The organism is Pseudomonas sp. B21128 (assembly GCF_044218865.1).
Taxonomy (GTDB): Bacteria; Pseudomonadota; Gammaproteobacteria; order Pseudomonadales; family Pseudomonadaceae; genus Aquipseudomonas; species Aquipseudomonas iridis.
In genome coordinates this window covers 5,794,890-5,820,284 of the sequence record NZ_CP162590.1, presented here as the reverse complement: position 1 = coordinate 5,820,284, position 25,395 = coordinate 5,794,890, and the positions used below count along the sequence as shown (strand labels likewise).

At 59.5% G+C, this 25,395-nt stretch carries 22 protein-coding genes; 6 read left to right on the top strand and 16 right to left on the bottom strand.

Annotation, left to right across the window (positions count from 1 at the left end; translation table 11 throughout):
• Positions 1–194 precede the first annotated feature (194 nt).
• Positions 195–1,289: a PLP-dependent cysteine synthase family protein gene (locus tag AB4P91_RS26295; RefSeq protein ID WP_042557978.1), complete on the top strand. Its 1,095-nt coding sequence runs from the start codon at positions 195–197 to the stop codon at positions 1,287–1,289.
• A gap of 70 nt (positions 1,290–1,359) precedes the next feature.
• Here AB4P91_RS26295 and AB4P91_RS26290 read toward each other — a convergent pair whose 3' ends face one another.
• Positions 1,360–2,973 (bottom strand): NAD(P)/FAD-dependent oxidoreductase, encoded by a 1,614-nt coding sequence (locus tag AB4P91_RS26290; RefSeq protein WP_395604005.1) that lies wholly within the window; start codon positions 2,971–2,973, stop codon positions 1,360–1,362.
• 97 nt (positions 2,974–3,070) lie between these two features.
• Positions 3,071–3,724, bottom strand: coding sequence for a COG3650 family protein (locus AB4P91_RS26285; protein ID WP_395604004.1), 654 nt, complete (start codon positions 3,722–3,724; stop codon positions 3,071–3,073).
• Positions 3,725–3,862: 138 nt separating this feature from the next.
• Here AB4P91_RS26285 and AB4P91_RS26280 point away from each other — a divergent pair, with 138 nt between their 5' ends.
• A complete protein-coding gene (locus AB4P91_RS26280) occupies positions 3,863–4,213 on the top strand; it encodes a hypothetical protein (RefSeq protein ID WP_150594444.1) in 351 nt (116 codons plus the stop codon).
• Positions 4,214–4,219: 6 nt separating this feature from the next.
• On the opposite strand, the gene AB4P91_RS26275 is transcribed toward AB4P91_RS26280, so the two are convergent.
• The gene (locus AB4P91_RS26275) at positions 4,220–4,819 is read right to left on the bottom strand and encodes a short chain dehydrogenase (RefSeq protein WP_395604003.1); all 600 of its coding nucleotides are present in this window, start codon (positions 4,817–4,819) and stop codon (positions 4,220–4,222) included.
• Between the two features lie 104 nt (positions 4,820–4,923).
• Here AB4P91_RS26275 and AB4P91_RS26270 point away from each other — a divergent pair, with 104 nt between their 5' ends.
• Positions 4,924–5,838 (top strand): LysR family transcriptional regulator, encoded by a 915-nt coding sequence (locus AB4P91_RS26270; RefSeq protein ID WP_150687778.1) that lies wholly within the window; start codon positions 4,924–4,926, stop codon positions 5,836–5,838.
• 102 nt (positions 5,839–5,940) lie between these two features.
• Here the strand turns inward: AB4P91_RS26270 and AB4P91_RS26265 are convergent, their stop codons facing one another.
• The 9 genes from AB4P91_RS26265 to AB4P91_RS26225 form a co-directional block, all read right to left on the bottom strand.
• The gene (locus AB4P91_RS26265) at positions 5,941–6,417 is read right to left on the bottom strand and encodes a DoxX family protein (RefSeq protein ID WP_395604002.1); all 477 of its coding nucleotides are present in this window, start codon (positions 6,415–6,417) and stop codon (positions 5,941–5,943) included.
• The gene (locus AB4P91_RS26260; protein ID WP_395604001.1) at positions 6,414–7,172 is read right to left on the bottom strand and encodes a DUF2063 domain-containing protein; all 759 of its coding nucleotides are present in this window, start codon (positions 7,170–7,172) and stop codon (positions 6,414–6,416) included. The genes AB4P91_RS26265 and AB4P91_RS26260 overlap by 4 nt, the downstream gene beginning before the upstream one ends.
• Positions 7,169–8,056, bottom strand: coding sequence for a DUF692 domain-containing protein (locus AB4P91_RS26255; RefSeq protein ID WP_395604000.1), 888 nt, complete (start codon positions 8,054–8,056; stop codon positions 7,169–7,171). Before AB4P91_RS26255 ends, AB4P91_RS26260 begins: the two co-directional genes overlap by 4 nt.
• A gap of 25 nt (positions 8,057–8,081) precedes the next feature.
• On the bottom strand, positions 8,082–8,387 hold the full coding sequence (locus AB4P91_RS26250) for a DUF2282 domain-containing protein (protein WP_150594438.1): 306 nt from the start codon (positions 8,385–8,387) through the stop codon (positions 8,082–8,084).
• 299 nt (positions 8,388–8,686) lie between these two features.
• Complete coding sequence (locus tag AB4P91_RS26245) at positions 8,687–9,388, bottom strand: ABC transporter ATP-binding protein (RefSeq protein WP_042557988.1); 702 nt, start codon at positions 9,386–9,388, stop codon at positions 8,687–8,689.
• Positions 9,389–10,156: a high-affinity branched-chain amino acid ABC transporter ATP-binding protein LivG gene (livG, locus tag AB4P91_RS26240; protein WP_042557989.1), complete on the bottom strand. Its 768-nt coding sequence runs from the start codon at positions 10,154–10,156 to the stop codon at positions 9,389–9,391.
• On the bottom strand, positions 10,153–11,409 hold the full coding sequence (locus AB4P91_RS26235) for a high-affinity branched-chain amino acid ABC transporter permease LivM (protein ID WP_042557990.1): 1,257 nt from the start codon (positions 11,407–11,409) through the stop codon (positions 10,153–10,155). The genes livG and AB4P91_RS26235 overlap by 4 nt, the downstream gene beginning before the upstream one ends.
• On the bottom strand, positions 11,406–12,329 hold the full coding sequence (gene livH, locus AB4P91_RS26230; protein WP_042557991.1) for a high-affinity branched-chain amino acid ABC transporter permease LivH: 924 nt from the start codon (positions 12,327–12,329) through the stop codon (positions 11,406–11,408). The genes AB4P91_RS26235 and livH overlap by 4 nt, the downstream gene beginning before the upstream one ends.
• A gap of 231 nt (positions 12,330–12,560) precedes the next feature.
• A complete protein-coding gene (locus AB4P91_RS26225) occupies positions 12,561–13,688 on the bottom strand; it encodes a branched-chain amino acid ABC transporter substrate-binding protein (RefSeq protein WP_047300025.1) in 1,128 nt (375 codons plus the stop codon).
• A 354-nt stretch (positions 13,689–14,042) separates the two neighbouring features.
• Between AB4P91_RS26225 and AB4P91_RS26220 the strand changes: the two genes are divergently transcribed.
• Entirely contained in the window at positions 14,043–14,348 is a 306-nt protein-coding gene (locus AB4P91_RS26220; protein ID WP_150594437.1) for a DUF2288 domain-containing protein, read from the top strand.
• 319 nt (positions 14,349–14,667) lie between these two features.
• Here AB4P91_RS26220 and AB4P91_RS26215 read toward each other — a convergent pair whose 3' ends face one another.
• The gene (locus tag AB4P91_RS26215) at positions 14,668–16,866 is read right to left on the bottom strand and encodes a hypothetical protein (RefSeq protein WP_395603999.1); all 2,199 of its coding nucleotides are present in this window, start codon (positions 16,864–16,866) and stop codon (positions 14,668–14,670) included.
• Positions 16,867–17,062: 196 nt separating this feature from the next.
• Here AB4P91_RS26215 and AB4P91_RS26210 point away from each other — a divergent pair, with 196 nt between their 5' ends.
• Entirely contained in the window at positions 17,063–17,959 is an 897-nt protein-coding gene (locus AB4P91_RS26210; protein WP_395603998.1) for an NAD(P)-dependent oxidoreductase, read from the top strand.
• Here the strand turns inward: AB4P91_RS26210 and AB4P91_RS26205 are convergent.
• The gene (locus tag AB4P91_RS26205) at positions 17,850–20,132 is read right to left on the bottom strand and encodes a putative bifunctional diguanylate cyclase/phosphodiesterase (RefSeq protein ID WP_395603997.1); all 2,283 of its coding nucleotides are present in this window, start codon (positions 20,130–20,132) and stop codon (positions 17,850–17,852) included. The two genes, AB4P91_RS26210 and AB4P91_RS26205, sit on opposite strands and share 110 nt — an antisense overlap.
• A gap of 144 nt (positions 20,133–20,276) precedes the next feature.
• On the bottom strand, positions 20,277–20,645 hold the full coding sequence (locus AB4P91_RS26200; protein ID WP_150597348.1) for a YkgJ family cysteine cluster protein: 369 nt from the start codon (positions 20,643–20,645) through the stop codon (positions 20,277–20,279).
• Positions 20,646–20,946: 301 nt separating this feature from the next.
• Between AB4P91_RS26200 and AB4P91_RS26195 the strand changes: the two genes are divergently transcribed.
• Positions 20,947–22,296, top strand: a complete 1,350-nt coding sequence (locus AB4P91_RS26195; RefSeq protein WP_395603996.1) for a spinster family MFS transporter — start codon at positions 20,947–20,949, stop codon at positions 22,294–22,296.
• Positions 22,297–22,482: 186 nt separating this feature from the next.
• Here the strand turns inward: AB4P91_RS26195 and rapA are convergent, their stop codons facing one another.
• On the bottom strand, positions 22,483–25,329 hold the full coding sequence (rapA, locus tag AB4P91_RS26190) for an RNA polymerase-associated protein RapA (protein ID WP_150597347.1): 2,847 nt from the start codon (positions 25,327–25,329) through the stop codon (positions 22,483–22,485).
• Positions 25,330–25,395: the final 66 nt, after the last annotated feature.

Genomic DNA, 25,395 nt, shown 5'->3' with positions numbered 1-25,395 from the left:
TTAAAACAAAAGTTATATTCTTTTTTGTTATATATCGTTACAACGCGCCTTCCTGAAAGCCAAGGTCAGCCTAGCAGTTGGCTGACACATTGAGACGCAGCTGTATCTGTGCGCGATGCAGGAATTTTCCTAAGCTTGCGAGAGAGCCTTCGAGGAGGCTGAACTCCTGCCCGATTCGACCGAGAACCCTGACCATGAGCGACACCCGACAGTGGGCCCGCGAAGCCATCCGCATCATTGAAGCGGATTTCCAGCGCAGCGCCGACACCCATCTGATCCCCTTGCCGCTGCCGGGTTTTGCGGGCATCGAGTTGTACTTCAAAGACGAATCCAGTCATCCGACCGGCAGCCTCAAGCATCGCCTGGCCCGCTCATTGTTCCTCTATGCACTGTGTAACGGCTGGCTCAAACCCGGTGCACCAGTGATCGAAGCCTCCAGCGGTTCGACGGCGATTTCCGAAGCGTATTTCGCGCGCATGCTGGGTCTGCCCTTCATTGCAGTGATGCCGGCGACCACGTCCAAAGAGAAAATCGCCCAGATCGCTTTCTACGGTGGGCAAAGCCATCTGGTGAAAGATCCGACGCAGATCTACGCTGAATCCGAACGCCTGGCTCGCGAGCACGGCGGCCACTTCATCGACCAGTTCACCTATGCCGAGCGCGCCACCGACTGGCGGGCGAACAACAATATCGCCGAATCGATCTTCCAGCAGATGCGCTACGAGCAGCACCCCGAGCCGAGCTGGCTGATTTCCAGCCCCGGCACCGGCGGCACCACCGCCACCCTCGGCCGTTACGTACGCTATCGCCAGCACTGCACCCGCGTGTTGTGTGCGGACGCCGAACGTTCGGTGTTCTTCGATTACTACCAGACTGGCGATGCGAGCCTGCGCCTGGATTGCGGTTCGCGGATCGAAGGCATCGGCCGGCCACGGGTGGAGGCGTCCTTCCTGCCCAAGGTGATCGATGCGATGGTCAAGGTACCGGACGCCTTGTCACTGGCGGCCATGCATTATCTGGCGCAGCGGCTGGGACGGCACGTCGGTGGGTCGAGCGGGACCAATCTGATTGGCGCACTGATGGCGGCGCAGCAGATGAAAGCGGCGGGGGAGTCGGGTTCGATCGTGGCGATTCTGTGCGATGGCGGCGAGCGTTACGCCGACACCTACTACGATCAGCAATGGCTCAAGGCTCAGGGGTATGAGCTGGACGAGTTGATCGAGGCAGTGGCGGCGAGTGCCGAACGCGGTGAGGCACTACCAACCTCAGTCCTGCGCGCCAATATCTGACCCACCGAAAAAAAATTGTGGGAGCTGGCTTGCCAGCTCCCACAGGGTTTCATGCTGCAGGTGCTAAGCGTCAGGCGTCCAGGCCGAGAATGTCCCGCGCCACAGCCTCGGCAATCCGAATTCCGTCGACACCCGCCGACAGAATCCCGCCCGCATAACCCGCGCCTTCACCGGCGGGGAATAAGCCCTTCACGTTCATGCTCTGCAGCGTTTCGTTGCGCGTGATGCGCAGTGGCGACGAGGTGCGCGTCTCGATCCCGGTCAACACCGCATCGTGCAGCGAGTAACCGCGAATCTGCTTCTCGAACGCCGGCAAGGCTTCGCGGATCGCTTCAATCGCGAAATCCGGCAGCGCCAGCGACAGATCACCCAACGCGACCCCCGGCTTGTACGACGGTTCGACTTCACCCAGTTCGGTCGAAGGAATGTCGTTGATGAAGTCGCCGACCAGTTGCGCCGGCGCCTTGTAATCGCTGCCGCCGAGGATGAACGCGTGGGATTCCAGACGTTCCTGCAACTCGATCCCGGCCAGCGGGCCGCCCGGATAATCGACTTCCGGGGTGATGCCGACAACGATGCCGGAGTTGGCATTGCGTTCGTTACGCGAGTATTGGCTCATGCCGTTGGTGACCACCCGGTTCGGCTCGGAAGTCGCCGCCACCACGGTGCCGCCCGGGCACATGCAGAAGCTGTAGACCGAACGGCCGTTCTTGGCGTGGTGCACCAGTTTGTAGTCGGCGGCGCCGAGTTTCGGGTGGCCGGCGTACTTGCCCAGACGCGCACGGTCGATCAGCGATTGCGGGTGTTCAATACGGAAACCTACCGAGAACGGCTTGGCTTCCATGAACACGCCGCGGCTGTGGAGCATGCGGAACGTGTCGCGGGCGCTGTGGCCGAGGGCCAGAACCACATGTCTGGAGTGCAGGGTTTCGCCGCTGGCCAGTTGCACGCCGACCAATTGGCCGTCTTCGATGAGCACGTCGCTGACGCGCTCCTGAAAGCGTACTTCGCCACCCAGCTCACGGATCTGCTCGCGCATGTATTCAACCATGCCGGTCAGACGGAACGTACCGATGTGCGGCTTGCTGACGTAGAGGATTTCTTCCGGTGCGCCGGCCTTGACGAACTCATGCAGAACCTTGCGGCCCAGGAACTTCGGATCCTTGATCTGGCTGTACAGCTTGCCATCGGAGAATGTCCCCGCACCGCCTTCGCCAAACTGCACGTTGGACTCAGGGTTAAGCACACTTTTACGCCACAGACCCCAGGTGTCCTTGGTGCGCTGGCGTACTTCGGTGCCGCGCTCCAGAACGATCGGTTTGAAGCCCATTTGCGCCAGCAGCAGGCCGGCAAAGATTCCGCACGGACCGAAACCGACCACGATCGGGCGCTGGTTCAGGTCACCCGGCGCCTGGCCGACGAATTTGTAGCTGACATCCGGCGCCACGTTGACGTTACGGTCGTCGGCGAACTTGCCCAACACCTTGGCCTCGTCGCGCACGTTGAGGTCGATGGTGTAGATGAAGCACAGTTCGGAGGACTTTTTGCGCGCGTCGTAGCTGCGCTTGAACAAGGTGAATTCGAGCAAGTCATCGCTGGCGATGCCCAGACGCTGCACGATGGCAACGCGCAGGTCTTCTTCGGGATGGTCGATTGGCAGCTTGAGTTCAGTGATTCGTAACATGGCGAGGATCCGGGTTCGCGGGGCGCACAACTGCGCCAGGGCGTTTGAAGGCCGCGATTATAAGCCGCAAAGGCCGGATCCGGTGAGGCTAAAACACTCAGTCGTTACGCGATCCGCCGAAATACCCGCAGCCGCGCTGCACCTGACCATCGATACGCAGCTCGGCACTCATGTGCTGCACGCTGCCAGTGCGGGTGTCGACGCAGCGCTGCGGTGCGACCCACAATTCGATGCGCTGATTGTTGGCTTCACTGCTCAGATTGAAGCGGCCATCGCCCAATTGTTCTTCAACATAAGGTACGGCGAGTGGTGGCTGACCGTCGCGGTCGATGACCATGCCTTTGCCGCTGACCTTGACGTTCCATTCCGGGTCATGGCCGACAGCACGCAGGATCAATAGCTTGAAATTGGGGTCATCGCAGGCCGTGCCGGAGCGCTCGACGCGATACAACTGAGTCAGATCGAGTCGGTCGCCGGCGACCTTGCCGCGCACGTCGGCGAACAGCTTGCCTTGTTCATCGGCAAGGGTGGCGGCCTCTTGCAGGACGCTGGTGCCGCCGATGTCGTTGACCACGTACTGACGCTGATCCTGACACGGCTGGAACACCAGTTTGCCGTCGGCAGCGGTCAGTTGCCCCTGCATCCGTGTCTGCCCCACATGCGAGGCACTTTCACGCTGGCCATCGAACAACTGGCACGCGGCGAATAACGGCAACAGGGCAACAAGGACTAACGAACGGGCAACACGCATCTTCGACTCTCCAGACAAGTGCCGCCACGTTACTGAGGCCAGCCACCGATCACAAGGTTTGTGTAAACGCTATTGAGTGGCCACCAGCGCCATTGCATAGTGAGGCGCTGTCGAGGAGCGGTGGCGAGGGAGGTTTGGATGCAATGGAAAACCATGATGTTGATGCTGATGATGATGGGGGGAGCCGGCGCTGGCCAGGCAGCCGACCTCGAATTTACCTCTTCTGCAGACTTCAAGCGGCTGCAAATACTGCTTGAGGATCAAGACGGGGCCAACCCGGATCACGTCGAATTATCAGTCACCCTGACGGCCGAAGCGGCGAAGCGCGCTCAACAAGTGAGCCTTGCCGCTATGGGGCAGCCATTGACCGTATCGATCAATGGCCTGCCGGTCACCACGGCAACGGTGCATTCCGCTTTGAGGGAGAGGTTCCGGATATCGATAGAACGTCCGGTGGCCAAAAGACTTTTGCCGACCCTGATCAAGTAAGTCTCATCAACCGACGTGAAACGTCTGACCTGTCTGCAAGCCTTCGACACTTTTGGCGTAGGCCAACGCCACCTCCGCCGCAGGAACGGGCTTGTAGCCACGGAAGTACGGGGCGTAGCCATCCATCGCCTCCAGCAAAACGGTCGGGCTGACCGAGTTCACTCGCAAACCGCGCGGCAGTTCGATGGCGGCGGCACGGACGAAGCTGTCCAGCGCACCGTTGACCAGTGCGGCCGAGGCGCCACTGCGGATCGGATCGTGGCTGAGCACCCCAGTGGTGAACGTGAACGAGGCGCCGTCATTGGCGAATTCACGGCCGATCAACAGCAGATTGACCTGACCCATCAGCTTGTCTTTGAGGCCGAGAGCGAAGCTGTCTTCACTCATCTCACCCAGCGGGGCGAATGTCACGTTGCCAGCCGCGCAGACCAATGCATCGAACTTGCCGGTCTGCTCGAAGAGCTTGCAGATCGACGCGCTGTCGCTGATATCGACGTGAAAGTCACCGCTGGTACGACCGATACGAATGACCTCGTGGCGTTGCGACAATTCTTTATCCACGGCCGAACCGATGGTGCCGCCAGCGCCTATCAACAGAATTTTCATCGTGCTGTGCCTCAAGTGATTGAACGAGGTTTCAATCTAGAGTGGTTTTTTCTGCGGATAAACGCGCTAATGGGCAACCTTTGGTTTTCAAATGGAAACAATCTGTGAGCGAAATGGATGATCTGGCCGCGTTTGCCGTGTTGATCGAAGCTGGCAGTTTCACTTTGGCAGCGCAGCAACTGGGTTGCAGCAAAGGCCAGTTGTCCAAGCGCATCAGTCAGCTGGAAGCGCGGTTTTCCGTGGTCCTGCTACAGCGTACGACCCGACGTTTGAGCCTGACCGCCGCCGGTGCGGCATTGTTGCCACAGGCGCAGGCACTTGTAGTCCAAGTGGAAAGGGCACGTCAGGCATTGGCGCGGTTGAAGGACGACATGGCCGGCCCGGTGCGTATGACGGTTCCGGTTTCGCTGGGGGAAACCTTCTTCGACGGTCTGCTGCTGGATTTCTCACAGCAATACCCTGAGGTGCAGATCGAGCTGGAACTGAACAACAGCTATCGCGATCTTTCGCGGGATGGGTTTGACCTGGCGATTCGTAGCGAAGTCGCCAATGACGAACGACTGGTGGCCAAACCGCTGCTGGCCTGGCAGGAAATGACGTGTGCCAGTCCTGACTATCTCGAGCGCTTCGGCGAGCCAATGACGCCCCAGGCGCTGGCCGAACATCGCTGTTTGCTCAACAGCCATTACAGCGGTCGCGAGGAATGGTTGTACCACCAGCAACACGAATTACTGCGGGTGCGGGTGTCGGGACCGTTCGCCAGCAACCATTACAATCTGCTCAAGAAAGCCGCTCTCACCGGCGCCGGCATCGCCCGGTTGCCGTCGTACCTGCTGCAAGAAGAATTGGCTGACGGGCGATTGCGCTGGCTCCTGCGCGACTACCAGACCCGGCGCATGCCGATGTACCTGGTACACCCGTATCAAGGCGGGTTGCCTAAACGCACGCAGGTGTTGGCGGACTATTTGATCGGTTGGTTCAAGCGCAGTGGCGAAGCGCTCGATCGCCTTCAGCGCTAATTCCGTGGGAGCGAGCCTGCTCGCGAAAGCTGTACATGGCGCAACACATTGGCTGAATGTGAAATCGTATTCGCGAGCAGGCTCGCGCCCACACGCAATTGCTCAGCTTGCGAATCGGCGGGCGATCAGGTGATCGATCGAGAGCTTGCCCGGCCCGGTTGCCATCAAGTAAAGCAACACCGCCGCCCAGGTGCCGTGGGTCGGGTATGCATCCGGGTACACAAACAACTGAATGGTCAGGGTCATGCCCAGCAACGCCAACGCCGAAAAGCGTGTAGCGAAACCGATCAGGATCAGAACAGGAAAGAAATGCTCAGCAAACGCGGCCATGTGCGCGGCGATTTTGGGCGAAAGCAGCGGCACGTGGTACTCGCTTTCGAATAGCGGAATCGTCGAGCCGGCCAAGCGTGGCCAGCCCAAGTGAAAGGTGCCGTCGATCAGATCGATGGCCAGGCCTTCGACCTTGGTTTGCCCGGATTTCCAGAACACCGCCGCAATCGAGAAGCGTGCAAGTAAAGCGATCAGGCTGTGGGGGATTTTTTCCAGCAGTGCGATGGCGCGGATGATCAGGTTATTCATGGCTGTTCCTTGAATGTCAGATGAGTGATGGCGTTGTGCGCGATCAGCAGACCGAGGGTTTGGGCCAGATCGAATGGCGGACTGTTTTCTGCCGCCGCCAGCAGTGGCTGGCCTTCGATCAAATGGCGAATGAACGTGCTGGCGCCGGGCTCGAGCGCAAACACTTCAACCTCCAGGCCGTTGCGCAGTACCAGAGCGTGCTGTTCACGGCTGATGTCGATGCCGGCGAGTGTTGCCTCCTGCTGGTGCGCCGCCCAGATCGCAACCACGGCATAGGCTGAATCAAGCAGGTGCAGGGACGGATGCAGTTCGAAACGCAGCTCGCTCAATACCTGCGGGGCGTTCAGGGGGGCGGTGATCTGTTCCGGGCGCACTGGCTCGGCATCGGCGGCGTGGTAGGCGCGGGTGCGCAAGTGTTCCAGGCGCGCGATGTCGGCCAGATAGGGCACGCTGCAGGCTGGTTCAAACGCGGCTATGAAATCCGCAAAATCTTCGCCGTAACGGCTCATCAACGGACTTTGCGGCGGCTGGCCCTGGACGAAAATGGCCGCCATGGCGCGAAAGAATGCCTCGCCTACCAATTGCATGACCACCGGGTAACTGTCCGCCAGCGCGTTGATCAACGAACGCTGCACGTTGTTGCGATACACCGCGAAACGGCTCTCAGGATCGGCGCCGTTGGCACTGCACAAACCTTCGGGGCAGGGCGATCCAGCGTTGAGCAGCGCGGCGCAGAAGGCGGCGTGAGTGCTCATGACGAACGCCTCGCACGCTGCAACAACTCATCGGCCTGCTGCGCCTCGGCCAGCAATACGTTGAGCGGCGGCACCTGATTGTCACGCTCGATCAGCGTCGCCACCGGGCCAATGCGTTCCAGCACCTGGCGATACAAATCCCAGACCGCTGGATCAATGGGCGCGCCGTGATCGTCGATCAACAAGCGATCGCCGAGGCTGTCGCAATCTTCGGCAAAACCGGCCAGATGAATTTCGCCGACCGCGTGCAACGGCAACGCATCGAGGTAGGCCAGGGGATCGCGCTGATGATTCACGCACGACACGTAGACATTGTTGACGTCGAGCAGCAAACCGCAGCCGCTGCGACGGATCACTTCGGCAATGAAATCTGCTTCGTCGATGGTCGAATGCCGGAAGGCCAGATACGTCGCTGGATTCTCCAGCAGCATGGGGCGTTTGAGGGTGTTCTGCACTTGGTCGATATGCTCGCAAACACGCTTCAGCGTCGGCTCGTCATACGCCAGCGGCAACAGGTCATTGAGGAACACCGGGCCATGGCTCGACCATGCCAGATGTTCGGAGAAGGATTGCGGTTGATAGCGCTCGATCAACTCGCACAGACGCTGCAAATGCTGAGTATCCAGTGGCCCTTCAGCGCCGATGGACAGTCCGACACCGTGCAGCGACAACGGATATTGCTCGCGGATCGAACCGAGAAAATGATGAAACGGACCGCCGGCAACCATGTAGTTTTCGGCGTGGACTTCAAAAAAGCCGACGTCCGGCTGCGAACCGAGCACTTCGCGAAAGTGCCCGGTCTTGAGCCCCAGCCCGGCACGGGGCGGGAGCGCTGCGCAGGCTGCCTGAGTGCGGGGGAGGGCATGATCGTGGGGTGTGAACATGATCGTCACTCAGGCAGGTGGCAGATCAGGACTTGGCTTTGAACTCGGTCATCTGACCGAAACCGGTCGGCGAGGTTTTGCTCTCGGTGGTGGCGCAGGTGCCTGCCGGAACGAGTTTCCAGGCGTTGGCCTGGTCATCCATTTTCGAGGTGCCGGCACAAGTGGTACCAGCGCCCGCAGCGCAATCGTTCTTGCCTTTCAATGCCACGCCGAAGCATTTTTCCATTTTGGTGTCGGCAGCTTGAGCGGTCGAAACGCTAGCGATGCTCAGCGCGGAACCAAGGGCCAGAACCAGTGCGGTGGCGGACAGGGTGCGGGTGGTAGCAGTCATGGTGTTTCTCCAGATTCAGCTTGGGTTTTACAAGCGAAATGCGCTTGCTTGCCCCTCTAGAGAAACCACATGGCGATGCGTTACAGCGCAGTGCAAAGTTTTTTCGAGAAAACCTTCGGACACTGCAATCCATGGTGGGAGCGAGCTTGCTCGTGAATGCGGTGTGTCATCTACATCAATGGTGTCTGACACAACGCCTTCGCAAGCAAGCTCGCTCCCACAGGGATGCAGGGTGAACTCGGGGTTATGGTGGGTAAAAAAAAACGGCCCGAAGGCCGTTTTTTATTTACCGCGATGACTCAACCGCCGAGGTACGCCTCACGCACTTTCGGGTCGGTCAGCAGCGCTTCACCGGTGCCTTGCATCACCACGCGGCCGTTCTCCAGAACGTACGCGCGGTCGGCGATTTTCAGCGCCTGGTTGGCGTTCTGCTCGACCAGGAACACCGTCACACCGTCCTTGCGCAGCTGTTCGATGATGTCGAAGATCTGCTGGATGATGATCGGTGCCAGACCCAGCGACGGCTCGTCGAGCAGCAGCAGTTTCGGCTTGCTCATCAGCGCACGGCCGATGGCGAGCATTTGCTGTTCGCCACCGGACATGGTGCCGCCGCGTTGGGCAAAGCGTTCTTTCAGGCGTGGGAAAAGTCCGAGAACCTTGTCCATCTGTTCCTGATAGTCGCCCTTGTCGGTGAAGAATCCGCCCATGGCGAGGTTTTCTTCGACGGTCAGACGGGCAAACACCCGACGACCTTCCGGGACCACGGCAATGCTCTTGCGCATGATCTGCGACGAGTCCTGGCCGATCAGTTCCTCACCCATGTAGCGGATGCTACCGCTGTGCGCTTGCGGCGAACCGCACAGCGTCATCAGCAGGGTGGACTTGCCGGCACCGTTGGCGCCGATCAGGGTCACGATCTCGCCCTGACGGACTTCGACGTTGACGCTGTGCAGGGCCTGGATCTTGCCGTAGAAGGTGGAAACGTTTTCGAACTGCAGCATTTACGCTTCCCCCAGGTAGGCTTTGATCACTTCAGGATTGTCGCGGATCTGTTCCGGCGTGCCGTCGGCCAGAGGCGTGCCCTGGTTGATCACAACGATGTGGTCGGAAATGCTCATGACCAGTTTCATGTCGTGCTCGATCAGCAGCACGGTGACGTTGTGCTCTTCACGCAGCATGCTGATCAGCGCTTTGAGGTCTTCGGTTTCCTTCGGGTTCAGGCCGGCGGCCGGTTCGTCGAGCATGAGGATCCGCGGACGGGTCATCATGCAGCGGGCGATTTCCAGACGACGTTGCTGACCGTACGCCAGGGTGCCGGCAGTGCGGTTGGCAAACTCTTTGAGGTTGACCTTATCCAGCCAGTACTCGGCAAATTCCATCGCCTCGCGCTCGCTTTTGCGGAACGCCGGGGTCTTGAACAGGCCGGACAGGAAGTTGGTGTTCAGGTGACGGTGCTGGGCGATCAACAGGTTCTCGACCGCCGTCATGTCCTTGAACAACCGCACGTTCTGGAAGGTGCGCACCACGCCTTTGAGGGCGATCTTGTGGCCCGGCAGGCCCTGAATCGGCTCGCCGTCGAGCAGGATGCTGCCGCCGCTAGGCTGGTAGAAACCGGTCAGGCAGTTGAACACGGTGGTCTTGCCCGCGCCGTTCGGCCCGATCAATGCAACCACCTGTTTTTCCTTCACGGTCAGGGCCACGCCGTTGACCGCCAGCAAGCCGCCGAAGCGCATGCTCAGGTTTTCAACTTTAAGGATCTCGCGGCTCATTTTCGCAACTCCATGTGTGGGCGTTGCATCGGCAGCAGACCTTGTGGACGCCAGATCATCATCAACACCATCAGGGCACCGAACATCAACATGCGGTACTCGCTGAACTCACGCATCATTTCCGGCAACAGGATCATCACCACGGCAGCGAGGATTACGCCCAGCTGCGAGCCCATGCCACCCAACACGACGATGGCGAGAATGATCGCCGACTCGATGAAGGTGAACGACTCCGGTGTCACCAGGCCTTGGCGGGCGGCGAAGAAGCTGCCGGCAAAACCGGCGAACGCAGCACCGAGGGTGAACGCGGAAAGCTTGATCACGGTTGGGTTGAGACCCAGCGCGCGGCAAGCGATTTCGTCTTCACGCAGCGCTTCCCACGCACGGCCGATCGGCATGCGCAGCAGGCGGTTGATGACGAACAGTGCCGCCAGCGCCAGCAACAGGGCAACGAGGTAAAGGAAGATCACCTTGTTGATCGAATTGTACTGCAGGCCGAAATACTCGTGGAAGGTTTGCATTCCTTCTGCGGCTTTGCGTTCGAAGGTCAGACCGAAGAACGTTGGCTTGTCGATGTTGCTGATGCCGTTCGGGCCACCGGTGATGTCGGTCAGGTTACGCAGGAACAGACGGATGATCTCGCCGAAGCCGAGGGTCACGATCGCCAGATAGTCGCCGCGCAAACGCAATACCGGGAAGCCCAGCAGGAAGCCGAACGTCGCCGCCATCAGACCGGCAATCGGCAGGCAGATCCAGAAACTCAGGCCGTAGTAGTGCGACAACAGCGCGTAGCTGTAGGCGCCGACGGCGTAGAAGCCGACGTAACCAAGGTCGAGCAGACCGGCCAGACCGACGACGATATTCAGGCCCAGGCCGAGCATCACGTAGATCAGGATCAGCGTTGCAATGTCCACCGCGCCACGGGAGCCGAAGAACGGCCATACCAGCGCCAGCAGGATCAGCGCAATGATGAAATAGCGCTGGGTGGTCGGCAGGGTCAGGAAGTTGCTGGCCTTGGCCGGGATCAGCGGCATGCCCGGCGAGGAACGCCAGGCCTTGCTGATCTGCTGGTTGAACAGCACGCGCAGGAACATCAGCACCGAGCAGATGGCGATGGTCGCCAGAACAGCCGTGCTGGTGTTGTGCACTTCCAGATTGATGCCGACGATGGTCAGTTTCAGACCCAGTACCGGGTAGGCCACGGCCCACACCAGCAAGGCACTGAACAGTGCCTGTTTCAGATTCCTAGTCATACTTTCTCAACCTCCGGACGGCCCAGAATGCCGGTCGGACGGAACAACAGCACCAGAACCAACAAGCCGAAAGCCACGACGTCCTTGTACTGGTCGCCGAAGATATCGGCACCGAAAGCTTCCGCCACCCCAAGCACCAACCCGCCGAGCATGGCGCCGGGGATGCTGCCGATCCCGCCCAGTACCGCGGCGGTGAAGGCTTTGAGGCCGACGAGGAAACCGGCGTTCGGGTTGATCACCCCGTATTGCATGCTCAGCAGCACAGCCGCGACGGCCGCCAGCGCAGCACCAATGACGAAGGTCAGGGCGATGATGTTGTTGGTGTTGATGCCGAGCAGGTTGGCCATCTTGATGTCTTCGGCACAGGCGCGACAGGCGCGACCCAGACGAGAGCGAGAGATGAACAGTGTCAGGCCGAGCATGGCGATCAACGTGACCACGAACACCACGATCTGCATGTAGGAAATCAGCACTTCTTGTGCGCCACCTGGCCCGAAGACGATGTTGCCCGGAATCAGGTTGGGGATAGCTTTGTCCTTGGAGTCTTGCGCCAGCAGAACCGTGTTCTGCAGGAAGATCGACATACCGATGGCGGAAATCAGCGGGATCAGACGGTTGCTGCCGCGCAGGGGGCGGTAGGCGATCCGTTCGATGCTGTAACCGTAGGAACTGGTCACGACGATGCTGGCGATGAACGCCGCCGTCATCAACAGCGGAACACTGTCGAGTCCCATCATGGTGAGCCCGGCGATGGCGATGAACGCCACGTAGGAGCCAATCATGTACACCTCGCCGTGGGCGAAGTTGATCATTCCAATGATGCCGTAAACCATCGTGTAGCCGATGGCGATCAGGGCATACATGCTGCCAACGTTCAGGCCGTTAACCAGCTGTTGGAAGAAGTGATAGATGTCAGGCATTACAGCGCTCCTAAAAACCTGATACGCATTTCACTGGTGGAGTCATTTTCCCGCCCGGCCCCGTGGATCTTTATCCACTTCGAATCCGGGTTTTGCCAGCGAACCGCTGATGACGGTTTTGAGATTTTCAGGTGGGGAGACTGGCGGATCACGCCAGCGCGGCCCTATACATTCGTAAAACAAAGCCCACGGCACGCCGTGGGCTTTATTGGCAGTCAGTTTGGCAATGCCTTACTGAGGCGAAACTTCAGTTTTAGGTTTGCCGTTGTGCCACTCGTAGACGACGAATTTGAAGTCCTTGAGGTCGCCCTTGGCGTCGTAGCTCAGGTCGCCAGTCGGGGTCTTGAAGGTGCCGGCGTGGATGGCTTCCGCCACTTTGGTCGGGTCTTCGGACTTGGCAGCCTTGATGCCTTCGGCGATCAGGGTCACGGCCGAGTAGGACGGGAACACGAACGGGCCGCTCGGGTCTTCTTTCTTCGCCTTGAATGCATCCGCCAGGGCGATGTTGGCAGGGTCCTGGTCGAAGGATTTCGGCAGGGTCACCAGCAGGCCTTCGGCAGCGTCTTTGGCGATCTGGGTGATCGAGTCGTTACCCACGCCTTCCGGACCCATGAACTTGGCTTTCAGGCCTTTTTCCTGAGCCTGGCGCAGGATCAGGCCCAGCTCCGGGTGGTAGCCGCCGTAGTAAACGAAGTCAACGTTGGCTTGCTTGAGTTTGGCAATGATCGCCGAGAAGTCCTTGTCGCCGGCGTTGACGCCTTCGAACACGGCAACTTTGGTGCCTTTCTTCTCAAGGGTCGATTTGACGGCAGTGGCGATGCCTTCACCGTACTGCTGCTTGTCGTGCAGCACACCGACGATTTTCGGTTTGACGTGATCAGCGATGTAGTTACCGGCGGCAGGGCCCTGGGCGCTGTCCAGACCGATAGTACGGAAGATCATTTTGTAACCACGGGCGGTGATGTCCGGGCTGGTGGCAGCCGGGGTGATCATGATCACGCCTTCGTCTTCGTAGATGTCCGAAGCCGGTTGAGTGGAGCTGGAGCACAGGTGACCGACCACGAACTTGACGCCGTCGTTGACGACCTTGTTCGCAACCGCTACCGCTTGTTTTGGATCGCAGGCATCGTCGTATTCAACGGCTTCGAGGTTCTTGCCGTCGACGCCGCCCTTGGCGTTGATCTGTTCGATGGCCATTTTCGCGCCACTGAACTGCATGTCGCCGTACTGGGCTACTGGACCGGTCTTGGGACCGGCGATACCGATCTTGATGGTGTCAGCTGCGAACGAATGGCTGGCAACCCCGGCCAGAACCATAGCGGCAAACAGTTTGGAAATCTGCTTAGTAGCCTTAGTCATAGTGCTCCACTCTTACTGTTGTAATTTTTTTTTGAGTTCTGGCGCCGTAGCAGCAGAACCGGGTCAGATATCTTTGCGATACCTTCCGGAAATGCCCTCGGCAACTGTACCGGTACAGTGTAGAGCGCCGGTTGTTGGCCTGGGAAGCAGGCGCCGAGGGACAAAACTTGAGGGTGTCGCATTTTTGAATGAAAAAGACAGAATTGCGGCGGGGCGTTCGTGGGTTTATATCCCAATCAACAGCATTCCTTGGCCTTCCTGCGCTTTTCGTTCGGTGCAGCTTTTTGCAACCGGGTTTTTCTGACGGACCACCGACGTTATTATTCGCGTCGATTTCTTTTCCGGACAGAACCCATGAACCAAGAACCTAGCACCCTCTATGCCAAGCTGCTTGGTGAAACCGCATCTATTACCTGGAAAGAGCTGGAGCCGTTCTTCGCCAAGGGTGCCCTATTGTGGGTCGACCCGGGCCTGGATCTGATCGCCGCCGCCGAAGCCGTGGCCTCGGATGAAGGCGAGAAAGTCGCTGCCTGGCTGGCCGAAGACAAAGTCGCCAAGCTGTCTGAATCGCGGGCGCTGGATCTTTTCGAGCGTGACCCGGTGCTGTGGGCCGTGGTGGTCAGCCCGTGGATTTTGATCCAGGAAAGGGCAGGCGAATAAGCGGTCGCACCTTGTTGGTGCGCGACATCATTCAAAGAAAGTGTGTAGCCGAGTAGCGTGATGGCACGTTGCCGTAGAGATTCGCCACAGGCAGGGGTGGCATAACGGTGACGTAAACGTAACGAGCACAGTTTAGGAAGCCGCCTGATGGCTGCTTAATTGTTTCTGGATGTTGGATCGGCTGATATTTTCAGTGAATTTGATGGCCTCATCGCTGGCAAGCCAGCTCCCACAGGGTCGGTGTTGAACACACAACCTGCGCACGACCCAAAACCTGTGGGAGCTGGCTTGCCAGCGATTGCGGCAACTCGGTCTGGAGTCAGACCGTAAACGACTTCCCGGTATGGTTATTCAGCGAAATAACCTTGGTCTTGCCAATCCGGTGACGGTAGATCTCGCGCAGGTACTTGATCGACTTCTTCACGCAATCACGCGACAGGCGAATGTCGTTGATCGAGACAAACTTCTCTTTATCGTTGATCAGTTCGCGGTACTTCTTTTCGTACATCGGTTTGATCGCGTACCAGTTGGTGTCGAGGATCTTCGCCGGGTTTTCGAACTCGTTGAGCAGTTCGTCGATGCGGTCTTCGTCGAATTCTTCATTGATGATGAAGTCGAGGATCGAGTTATCCAGCGTCTCGTCGAAACGGTACGGGTTTTTCGCAAAGCAGCGTTTGATGAACGCGACGATCAGGGTCAGGAAATCGTCCGACAGGCACGGGCTCTTGGCGATCAAGGTGGTGAGCGACAGGTTGGCCGAGGCGCCGATCACCAGTGCGTAGCGCTTGAGCGTGGTATTGGGGAACAGGCTGTTGAGGTGCGTCTTCAACCGGTTCAGATCCATGTATGACAGCTTGTAGTCTTTGGGCAGTGAAACGATCGAGACGACCGACGAGCAGTTCTTGAAGAAATGCAGGTCGTGCAGGGCAGCGGCGTCGTAGCCGGAATTCTTGTACTGCTCGAGCGAGGCACGATAGCGCTTGGACTCGATCGGCAACAGGCTGATGCCTTCGATGGCCTGAGTGACTTTGTTGAAGTGCGGCAGGTCGATCGAACGGAAGAACAAGTCGTCGATGTTCAGTCGCTGCGGCTCTTTATCGAACACCTTGAATTTGTCGCTGCTCGGTGGCGGGGTTTCCGGCACCACCGATTCGGCGTAGGCGATCGACACCGGGCCGGCGAGGCTCATGAACAGGTCGTTGGCGTCGAGGCGAATGGTCTCGCCGATGTCGATGCCGGCGCGACGGAAGTAGTTCTGGTCGTAGTCGGTGGTGACTGCCTGCGCCGTCAGAATGTTGAAGATCTGCTGCGAGATGTACTGGTTGGCGTGTTTCTCCATCGCATTGACATCAATGTTCTGGATGTTGCCGTCATCGTTCTCTTCGGCGTAACGCATGATGTCGTTGGAGATCAGCATCATCGCGTTCCATGGGCGGATACGGCCCATGACGCTGGCTTCGCTGCTGTCTTCATTGGCGAAGTTGTAGGAGAAATCCCATTCTTCCGAAAGGTATTTGCACAGCAGACGACCGGCGTTGATGTGCAGCGCCTCGGACATTTCGCTGCGGTGATCGGAAATGTTCGGCAGCACACAGATGCCGCTGGTGAAGATCGGTTCAAACACGAACGAATGACCGCTTTTGCCGTCGTGTTCGTCCATCGGTTTGGTGTCGAACGTCTTGTTCATGTACGAGTGCTGCTGGGCCAGGCCAAATTCCGAGGCCATGCCCGACCCCGTACCGCCGCCGGCACTGAAGATCGAAAAGTACAGGCGCGACTGGTTGGCCTTGATGCCGCAGCTGTCGATCAGGTACGAGTGGATCATTTTCCAGTCAGGGCTGGAGAAGCGCTGGGTGTCCTTGTTGAGGATGATCTTCGCCAGATACTGGCCGAGGATCGGCGCGTTACCGGCGCCACCGGCGTGGACTTCGGACAAGTCCATGATTTTCATTTTGCTGTAGTCGCGCAGGAAGCCGCTCTTTTCGCTCTTGCGCGAGAAACGGATGCGTCCGGCGATGTCCTTGTCGAGGTCGCCGAGCATCACCAGCGGTTCCACCAGGAACACCGGTTTGCTCGCTTTGCTGGTGCCAAGTCGCAGGTTGTTTTTGATCCACTGCGCCGGGCTGTAGCCCTTGTCGGCCGAACGCCGGTCGGCTGCACGGTCTTCGTTGTTGAATTCATTGAGGTAGAACTTGCGCGCGTTGTACACCAACTCCGCCACATCAAGGGCGATGTTGGAGCCGCAGCGACCGAGGCCGATCAGGCACACCGACGGAAATTCCTGATCACTGTGCTGCTCGTTGTCGCCTTCCAGGTGCGGCGGGCGCGGGAACACCATGTCGCGCAAACCGTCGAGGTTGTCGAGGATGCGGTCGGTGTTGGTTTCGGTGAAGTACAGGTATTGCTGGGTCGACAGCGGGCGTGAGGGAACCAATGGCTTGGACGATGACGGGCTGATGGCGGCCGGGCTCAAGGTCAGATCGGATACCGCTGTGGCGGGATTATTTTTAGAAGTCATTGTGCGCCATGTACCTGGACTGGATTGGTCCGGTGACTGAGTGTCATCGAACCTCACGAAATAAGCTGTCGCGTCTTTTTTGCGCGAATTTGGCCCGAGCGTCAGGGACTTGGCCTGACTGTCGCTGGGGGGAATCCTTTCCTGATCGTTGATGAATCGGCCATTATTCGGCGATCTTTAATCAAAAGGAGGCTAAATGATGTCATCGCTACCTTCGTTGGGATTTGCCGGAATTGGCCTGATGGGCCTGCCGATGTGCCGACGCCTGCTGGCGGCGGGTTATCCGCTGACGGTGTGGAACCGCAATCCGGCCAAGTGCGCGCCACTGGTCGCGGCCGGCGCCCGACAGGTCGCCAGCCCTTCCGAGCTGTGCGAACACGCCGACGTGGTGATGACGTGCCTGGCGGATACCGCCGTGGTCCGCGAGGCGGTGTTTGGCCCGGCCGGTGTCGCCGAGGGCGCGAAGGGCGGCCAGTTGCTGGTGGATTTTTCCAGCCTCGAACCTACGGCCACTCGAGAGATGGCTGCGCAATTACTGAGTCAAACCGGCATGGCCTGGCTCGACTCTCCGGTGTCCGGCGGGGTGGTCGGCGCCGAGGCCGGCAGCCTGGCGATCATGGTCGGTGGTGAGGCGGCAGATCTTGAGCGCGTACGCTCGGTGCTGCTCAATCTTGGCCAGCGCGTCACGCACATGGGCGGGGTGGGTGCCGGTCAAGTGACCAAGGCCTGCAATCAGATGATCGTCGCCTGCAATGCACTGGTGATCGCCGAAGTGGTGGCACTGGCCGAGCAGGCCGGGGTCGATGCGCGCTTGATCGCTGAAGCGTTGGCCGGTGGTTTTGCCGATTCGAAACCGTTGCAGATCCTAGGCCCGCAAATGGCCGAGAGCCGTTTCGAACCGGTGAAGTGGCACGTACGCACGCTGCTCAAGGATCTCGACACCGCTGTGAAATTCTCCCGCGAGCAAGGCTCGGCCACGCCGATCAGCGGATTGGCCTCACAACTGATGCGCCTGCATGGGGCGCAGGGCTTTTTGGCGAAGGATCCAGCGACACTGGTGCAAATGTACCGCGCGCCAGCATCAACGGATTGACCGAGTGTGATTGTTTGCGTTGATTGATTTCTTCCAGCACCGGGCGTAGCTCGTCCAGCGGCACCGGGCGGCTGAGCAAGTAACCCTGAATGAAATCGCAGCCGGAGCGTTCGAGGAATTCGTACTGCTCCAGGCTTTCGACGCCTTCGGTGACCACCTGCAAATGCAGGGTGTGGGCCATGACGATGATCGCCTGGACGATCTCCATGTCTGCCGTCGCCTTGGGAATGTCGAGGATGAACGAACGGTCAATCTTCAGCGTGTTGAGCGGCAAGCGCTTGAGGTAAGCCAGTGACGAGTAGCCAGTGCCGAAGTCGTCGATCGACAGCGACACGCCGAGGGCGCGGATCTGCCGTAACAGCACCAGGGTATTGGCGATATTGCCCATCAAGGCATTTTCGGTGACTTCCAGTTCCAGACGTTCCGGAGCGACGCCCGCGGTGCGCAACGCATGTTCGATTTCGTCGGCCAGTTCTTCGCGAGCCAGGTTCAACGGCGAACAGTTCCAGGCAATCTTCAGTTCTTCGCAGCCATGTTTCGACAGCTCGCCCAGGTCCTTGCAGGCCCGGCGCAGCACCCAGTTGTCCAGCTCGGCAATCAGGCCATTGTTTTCCGCGATGCTGATAAAAGCGTCAGGTGTCAGCAGACCACGAGCCGGATGCTCCCAGCGGATCAGCGCTTCAAGCTTGGTCACCCGACCGGTTTTCAGCTCGAAGATCGGTTGGTAATACAGCGTCAGGCCGTTTTCTTCGCGCAATGCATGGCGCAGTTCTTCTTCGAGTTGCAGTTCGAGGGTCGCGCGGTTTTTCAGGCTGGCACTGAAAAAGTGCAGGCCATTGCGCCCGGCGCCCTTGGATTGATAGAGCGCCAGATCGGCGTGCTTGAGCAGTTCTTCGCAGGTGCTGCCATCTTCAGGAAACAAACTGATGCCGATGCTGGTGGTCATCACCATGCGGCGTCCGGCCAGTTCGACCGGCTCCTTCATCTTGGCCATGATGCGCTGGGCCATGTTGCGCGCCTCTTCACGGTCGCGCAGGCTGATCAGAATGCAGAACTCGTCACCGCCGAAACGCGCCACCACGTCTTCATGGCTGCGCACCGAACCTTTGATGTGATTGGCAATGGCCTTGAGCAGGGCATCGCCGGCGTCGTGGCCAAGGCTGTCGTTGATGCGTTTGAAGTGGTCGATGTCGAGAAACATCACCGCGAGCATGCCGCCTTCGGTGGTTTTCTGGCTGAGCTTCTCGGCAAAGATCTGATTGAAGCCGCGGCGGTTGATCAGGTTGGTCAGGGCGTCGTAGTTGGCCACTTGTTGCAGCGCCATGCGCGCCTGATCAAGTTGGCTGAGCAGGGCGTTGACCCGGCGCAGGTCGTTTTCCTTGTTCTGCAGTTTCTTGTCGGACAGCGCCGCGCTGATCGCGCTGCTCAGAATCAGCAGGATGATCAGCGCGACCGTCAGGCCCAGTTGCAGCTGGCTGGTATCGACGGGCGTCGCGGGAAGGCTGCCCTCGGGCAAGACCAGTTGCAGGGCTGCCATCCCGGTGAAATGCATGCTGAAAATGCCCGCGCCAAGAATCAGCGCCGCGCTGTATTTGAGCAGTTGATGCGCCATGCCACTGCCTTCACGCAAGTAACCGGCTACCCACAGCGCGGCGAAACTGGCGCCGATGGCGATAGCAATCGACAGTGCAAACAGCGACGGTTCGTAGTACGCAGTGGCCCGCGATTGCATGGCGGCCATACCCACGTAATGCATGCCGGCGATGCCGAGGCCGATGAGCAGTGCGGTTTTCAGGTAGAGCACCAGGCTTGGCTGCGCGTGGCTCAGCGTATACATCGCCAGCCACGAGGCGAGCAGGGCGATCAACAGGGAAAACAGGGTGATCGGCAGGTCGTACTGGATTTCAATCGGCGTCTGAAAAGCGAGCATCCCGATGAAATGCATGGCCCAGATGCCGCCGGCCAGGCAGGTGGCGCCTATCCAGCGCCACAATCGCTGCGAACTCGGGTCGTCGGCGTGGGCAACCCGCTCGGCCATATCGATGGTGGCAAAACTCGCAGCGCAAGCAACCAGATAGGCCACCAGCACCAGCAAGGGATTGTGTGTGCAATCAAGAATGACCTGCCCGCTCTCTGGCAGCTCGGTAACGAACTGCAAACCAAGCCACTCCATAGCACGCCCCGTGTCTCAAGTCCTACCGCGCGGTTAACGCTGGCTGAAGACAGAAGTATAGAGGCGGTTTTCGGAGAGCAAGCGGTAGTGGCACATTGGCGCTAATGATTTCGGCATTAGCGTCATAGCGATTGGCACTAAGGGTCAGGCGATTTTCTCAAAGGGGATTTCGGCCCAGTCCGGTTGCAAGGGAGGCAGTCCGAAACGGGCGCGCGCCTTGTCGCAATCGACATTTTGCTCGCCGTTTTCCCAAGACGATTCGAATTCACGACAGGCGCTGGAGCGTTTGTCATAAATCGAGCAGCTCACGGTGCTGCCAACCTCACCCTCCAATGCGGTGCACCGCGGCGATTTGCAGTCGGTGCCGTTCATCGCCACCCGGCTGGGAGAGATTTGGGTCACCAGCTCATCGGGCACGGTGCCCCCGGACGAAGCACATTCACCCCAGAAAAAAGACACGCGAAAATGGGAACAGCAGGCACCGCAATTCAGACACGGACTGACTTCGGACATTGGGGAGGGTATCAAAGGGATTGATCGGGAGATCCGGACGGATCCGGCGGCCATTCTAGGCTTCGCAACGGCAATGGGAAGGGGGGCTTGAAACTATTTTTTTATGGCAAGGTTTTGCCGGAAAAGCCCCGGATTCAGGGGGATTGCAGACTTATCAAGGGCTTACGTTTCGTTACAGTGGCATGGCCCTATATCAGGCAGACGAATGATCACAGACAGCCGCCACTGCGCTGACTAGATTGCAGGTTCCGGGCTCGGATGCGTTGGCAGTGAAGCCCTATAACAATAAAGAGACGGACCCATGCAGAACTCGACCCAAGCGGCGAATGCCTGGCGCATTCTGTTCCTGCTGTTCCTTGCCAACCTGTTCAACTTCTTCGACCGCACCATCCCGGCGATCATCATCGAACCGATCCGCATGGAATGGCACCTCAGCGACTTTCAGCTGGGCATTGTCGGTACGGCATTCACCATTGTTTACGCGATCGCCGGTTTGCCGCTTGGGCGCATGGCTGATACGGGTTCACGCAGCAAACTGATGGGGTGGGGGCTGGCGACGTGGAGTGCGTTGACCGCCGTCAACGGGCTGGTCGGCAGTTTCTGGAGTTTCCTGATCGTGCGCATGGGCATCGGCATTGGTGAGGCCAGCTATGCGCCGGCCGCCAACTCGTTGATCGGCGATCTGTTCCCGGCTCATCGCCGGGCGCGGGCCATGGGCATCTTCATGCTGGGGCTGCCGTTGGGGCTGCTCTTGGCGTTCTTCACCATCGGCTGGATGGTCAAGGCGTTCGACAGCTGGCGTGCACCCTTCTTTATCGCCGCCGTACCGGGCTTGCTGCTGGCGGTGTTCATGTTTTTCATCAAGGAACCCAAGCGCGGGGCGGCGGAAAGCGTGCAGGTGTCGCAGGAGAAAGTCGACAAGCCGATCCGCCGGATCCTTGCTGTGCCGACCTTCCTGTGGCTGGTGATGGCGGGGCTGTGCTTCAACTTTGCCACTTATGCCTGCAACTCGTTTCTGGTGCCGATGCTGCAGCGTTATTTCCTGATGCCGTTGCAGGAAGCGGCGGTGGCGACCGGCGTGATCGTCGGCGTGACCGGGCTGATCGGCCTGACCCTCGGCGGCTGGATTGCCGACAAAATCCACCAGCGGGTGGCTAACGGTCGTCTGTTGTTTGCGGCATTCAGCCTGATCATCTCGACACTGTGCACGGCGTGGGCGCTGCACGCCGGACGGATCGAGATTGGTCTGTTTGTTGCGGTGTTCAGCTTGGGTTGGCTGTTTGCCTACAACTTCTACACGTGCGTCTACACGGCGATCCAGGACGTGGTCGAACCGCGCCTGCGAGCCACGGCGATGGCGTTGTTCTTTGCCGGTTTGTATTTGCTGGGCGGAGGATTGGGGCCAGTGGTGGTGGGTGCGTTGTCGGATCATTTCGCGCACACGGCGATGGTGGCCGCTGGGGCGCAGCAGATGACCGAAGCGTTCAAGGCTGTCGGGCTGCATGATGCGATGTACCTGATTCCGGTGGCGCTGCTGCTGACCATGATGTTTCTGTTTCTGGCGGCGCGGTGTTTTGTGCGCGATGCGCAGCGGATGAAAGAGGGGTTGGTGGCGGTGGTTGAGCCTGATGTTTCGGTAGCGACTGCATAACCGCTATCGCTGGCAAGCCAGCTCCCACAGGTCTTGGGTGATCACATGATCTGTGGGCGACTCCATCACTGTGGGAGCTGGCTTGCCAGCGATGAGGTCATCAACATCAGTGGGTTAATAACACGCAAAAAGAAGGCCCGCATCGCTGCGGGCCTTTTTTGTTTCTCACCGGTGAAGCAGGGCGGTTTAACCCGCCACCAGTACCCGGATCGCTTCCAGGCGCAACGCCGCTTTATCCAGCATCGCCAGGCCCTGCTCACGCTGCTCGCGCAACGCAACCAGTTCGCTGTCACGTACGGTCGGGTTGACCGCTTGCAGCGCGGTCAGGCGCGCCAGTTCTTCGTCGGTGTCGGCCGCCAGACGGCGACGCGCCTCGGCCACGCGCTCGGCGTGACGCGGGGTGATCTTCTCTTCACCGGCGTTGATCCGTGGCGTCAGCTGATCGCGCTGGGCCTGGATGAACTTGTTGGCGCTGGCGCGTGGCACGCTTTCGAGCTGATCGTTCAGCGTCTCGAACGAAACGCGTGACGACAAGTCGTTGCCGTTGGCATCCAGCAGGCAGCGCAGGGCGGCCGGCGGCAGGTAACGGCCCAGTTGCAGCGAACGCGGGGCAACCACTTCGCTGACGTAAAGCAGTTCCAGCAACACGGTGCCCGGTTTCAGCGCCTTGTTCTTGATCAGCGCAACGGCGGTGTTGCCCATCGAACCGGACAGCACCAGATCCATGCCGCCCTGCACCATCGGGTGTTCCCAGGTGATGAACTGCATGTCTTCGCGCGACAGCGCCTGGTTGCGGTCGTAAGTGATGGTCACGCCTTCGTCGTCGCCCAGCGGGAAACTGGCGTCGAGCATCTTCTCGCTTGGCTTGAGGATCAGGGCGTTTTCCGAATGGTCTTCGCTGTCGATGCCAAACGCATCGAACAGGGTTTCCATGTAGATCGGCAGGGCGAACTGATCGTCTTGCTCAAGGATGTCCTCGACCAGTTGATCGCCTTCGCCCGAACCGCCGGAGTTGAGCTCGAGCAGGCGGTCGCGACCGGTGTGCAGCTCCTGTTCCAGACGCTCGCGCTCGGTGCGCGCCTCGTCGATCAGCGCTTGCCACTCGCTGTCGTCGGCTTCTTCGAGCAGCGGCAGCAGGCGCGGGCCGAACTGATGCTGCAGGGCGTTGCCGGTCGGGCACGTGTTGAGGAACGCATTCAGCGCTTCGTGATACCACTGGAACAGACGCTCTTGCGGGCTGGTTTCCAGGTACGGCACGTGCAGTTCGATGATGTGCTTCTGACCGATCCGGTCGAGACGACCGATACGCTGTTCCAGCAAGTCCGGGTGTGCCGGCAGATCGAACAGCACCAAATGGTGAGCGAACTGGAAGTTGCGACCTTCACTGCCGATTTCCGAACAGATCAGTACCTGCGCGCCAAACTCTTCGTCGGCGAAGTAGGCGGCGGCGCGGTCGCGCTCAAGGATGTTCATGCCTTCATGAAACACCGTGGCCGGGATGCCGGAACGCACGCGCAGGGCGTCTTCCAGGTCCATCGCGGTTTCGGCGTGGGCGCAGATCACCAGCACTTTGGTGCGCTTGAGCATTTTCAGCTGATCGATCAGCCACTCGACGCGTGGGTCGAATTTCCACCAGCGCTCTTCTTCATTCGCATCCGGCTGCGCCTGGAAGCTGACTTCCGGATACAGCTCGGCGTGCTCGCCCAGCGGCAGTTCGAGGTATTCGTCCGGGCACGGCAGCGGGTACGGGTGCAGATTGCGTTCCGGGAAACCCTGCACGGCGGCGCGGGTGTTACGGAACAGCACGCGGCCGGTGCCATGGCGGTCGAGCAGTTCACGCACGAGGCGGGCGCTGGCTTCGGTGTCGCCATCGTTGACCGCGGTCAGCAGGGCTTCGCCTTCGTTGCCGAGGAAACCGTGGATAGTCTTGTGTGCTTCAGGCGACAGGCGCCCTTTGTCCAGCAGCTCCTGAACGGCTTCGGCCACCGGGCGATAGTTTTCGCTCTCGGCGCGGAAGGCGGCCAGGTCATGGAAACGGTTCGGATCGAGCAGGCGCAGACGGGCGAAGTGGCTGTCCTGACCCAGTTGTTCCGGGGTCGCGGTGAGCAGCAACACGCCAGGAATCACTTCGGCCAGTTGCTCAACCAGCGAATACTCGGGGCTGGCCTTTTCTTCGTGCCAGACCAGGTGGTGCGCTTCGTCGACCACCAGCAAGTCCCAACCGGCGGCGAACAGCGCGTCTTGGGCTTTCTCGTCTTCGACCAGCCACTCCAGCGCAACCAGCGCCAGTTGGGTGTCTTCGAACGGGTTGGCGGCATCGCTTTCGATGAAGCGTTCTTCGTCGAACAGCGCAACTTGCAGGTTGAAGCGGCGGCGCATCTCCACCAGCCACTGGTGCTGAAGGTTTTCCGGCACCAGGATCAGCACGCGATTGGCACGGCCCGAGAGCAGTTGGCGATGGATCACCAGACCGGCTTCGATGGTTTTACCCAGGCCCACTTCATCCGCCAGCAATACGCGTGGCGCGATGCGGTCGGCGACTTCACGGGCAATGTGCAACTGGTGCGCGATCGGTTGCGCGCGCACGCCCCCCAGTCCCCAGAGCGAGGATTGCAACTGGCGGCTGGTGTGTTCGAGGGTGTTGTAACGCAGGGAGAACCACGCCAGCGGGTCGATCTGCCCGGCGAACAGACGGTCGCTGGCCAGACGGAACTGAATGAAGTTCGACAGCTGGGTTTCCGGCAGGGTGACGGCTTCGTTCTGCGCGTTGAGGCCGTGATAGACCATCAAGCCATCGACATCGTCGACTTGCTGGACAGTCATCTTCCAGCCTTCGAAGTGGGTAATGCTGTCACCGGGCGAGAACCGCACGCGGGTGAGGGGCGCATTCCGTAGCGCGTACTGGCGGGTTTCGCCAGTGGCCGGGTAAAGCACGGTCAACAAGCGGCCATCCTGTGCCAGAACGGTGCCTAAACCAAGCTCTGCTTCGCTGTCACTGATCCAGCGTTGCCCCGGTTGATACTGCTGCGCCATGCTGCCTGACTCCCACCTTGAAAAAGCGGGCTATCTTAACGGAATGCAGGCTTCAGGGCCAAAGTA

Excerpts from the sequence above, each read along its gene's own strand:
- AB4P91_RS26295 (WP_042557978.1), top strand. The coding sequence starts at position 195 with ATGAGCGACACCCGACAGTGGGCCCGCGAAGCCATCCGCATCATTGAA.
- AB4P91_RS26290 (WP_395604005.1), bottom strand. The coding sequence starts at position 2,973 with ATGTTACGAATCACTGAACTCAAGCTGCCAATCGACCATCCCGAAGAA.
- AB4P91_RS26285 (WP_395604004.1), bottom strand. The coding sequence starts at position 3,724 with ATGCGTGTTGCCCGTTCGTTAGTCCTTGTTGCCCTGTTGCCGTTATTC.
- AB4P91_RS26280 (WP_150594444.1), top strand. The coding sequence starts at position 3,863 with ATGCAATGGAAAACCATGATGTTGATGCTGATGATGATGGGGGGAGCC.
- AB4P91_RS26275 (WP_395604003.1), bottom strand. The coding sequence starts at position 4,819 with ATGAAAATTCTGTTGATAGGCGCTGGCGGCACCATCGGTTCGGCCGTG.
- AB4P91_RS26265 (WP_395604002.1), bottom strand. The coding sequence starts at position 6,417 with ATGAATAACCTGATCATCCGCGCCATCGCACTGCTGGAAAAAATCCCC.
- AB4P91_RS26260 (WP_395604001.1), bottom strand. The coding sequence starts at position 7,172 with ATGAGCACTCACGCCGCCTTCTGCGCCGCGCTGCTCAACGCTGGATCG.
- AB4P91_RS26255 (WP_395604000.1), bottom strand. The coding sequence starts at position 8,056 with ATGTTCACACCCCACGATCATGCCCTCCCCCGCACTCAGGCAGCCTGC.
- AB4P91_RS26250 (WP_150594438.1), bottom strand. The coding sequence starts at position 8,387 with ATGACTGCTACCACCCGCACCCTGTCCGCCACCGCACTGGTTCTGGCC.
- AB4P91_RS26245 (WP_042557988.1), bottom strand. The coding sequence starts at position 9,388 with ATGCTGCAGTTCGAAAACGTTTCCACCTTCTACGGCAAGATCCAGGCC.
- livG (WP_042557989.1), bottom strand. The coding sequence starts at position 10,156 with ATGAGCCGCGAGATCCTTAAAGTTGAAAACCTGAGCATGCGCTTCGGC.
- AB4P91_RS26235 (WP_042557990.1), bottom strand. The coding sequence starts at position 11,409 with ATGACTAGGAATCTGAAACAGGCACTGTTCAGTGCCTTGCTGGTGTGG.
- livH (WP_042557991.1), bottom strand. The coding sequence starts at position 12,329 with ATGCCTGACATCTATCACTTCTTCCAACAGCTGGTTAACGGCCTGAAC.
- AB4P91_RS26225 (WP_047300025.1), bottom strand. The coding sequence starts at position 13,688 with ATGACTAAGGCTACTAAGCAGATTTCCAAACTGTTTGCCGCTATGGTT.
- AB4P91_RS26220 (WP_150594437.1), top strand. The coding sequence starts at position 14,043 with ATGAACCAAGAACCTAGCACCCTCTATGCCAAGCTGCTTGGTGAAACC.
- AB4P91_RS26215 (WP_395603999.1), bottom strand. The coding sequence starts at position 16,866 with ATGACTTCTAAAAATAATCCCGCCACAGCGGTATCCGATCTGACCTTG.
- AB4P91_RS26210 (WP_395603998.1), top strand. The coding sequence starts at position 17,063 with ATGATGTCATCGCTACCTTCGTTGGGATTTGCCGGAATTGGCCTGATG.
- AB4P91_RS26205 (WP_395603997.1), bottom strand. The coding sequence starts at position 20,132 with ATGGAGTGGCTTGGTTTGCAGTTCGTTACCGAGCTGCCAGAGAGCGGG.
- AB4P91_RS26200 (WP_150597348.1), bottom strand. The coding sequence starts at position 20,645 with ATGTCCGAAGTCAGTCCGTGTCTGAATTGCGGTGCCTGCTGTTCCCAT.
- AB4P91_RS26195 (WP_395603996.1), top strand. The coding sequence starts at position 20,947 with ATGCAGAACTCGACCCAAGCGGCGAATGCCTGGCGCATTCTGTTCCTG.
- rapA (WP_150597347.1), bottom strand. The coding sequence starts at position 25,329 with ATGGCGCAGCAGTATCAACCGGGGCAACGCTGGATCAGTGACAGCGAA.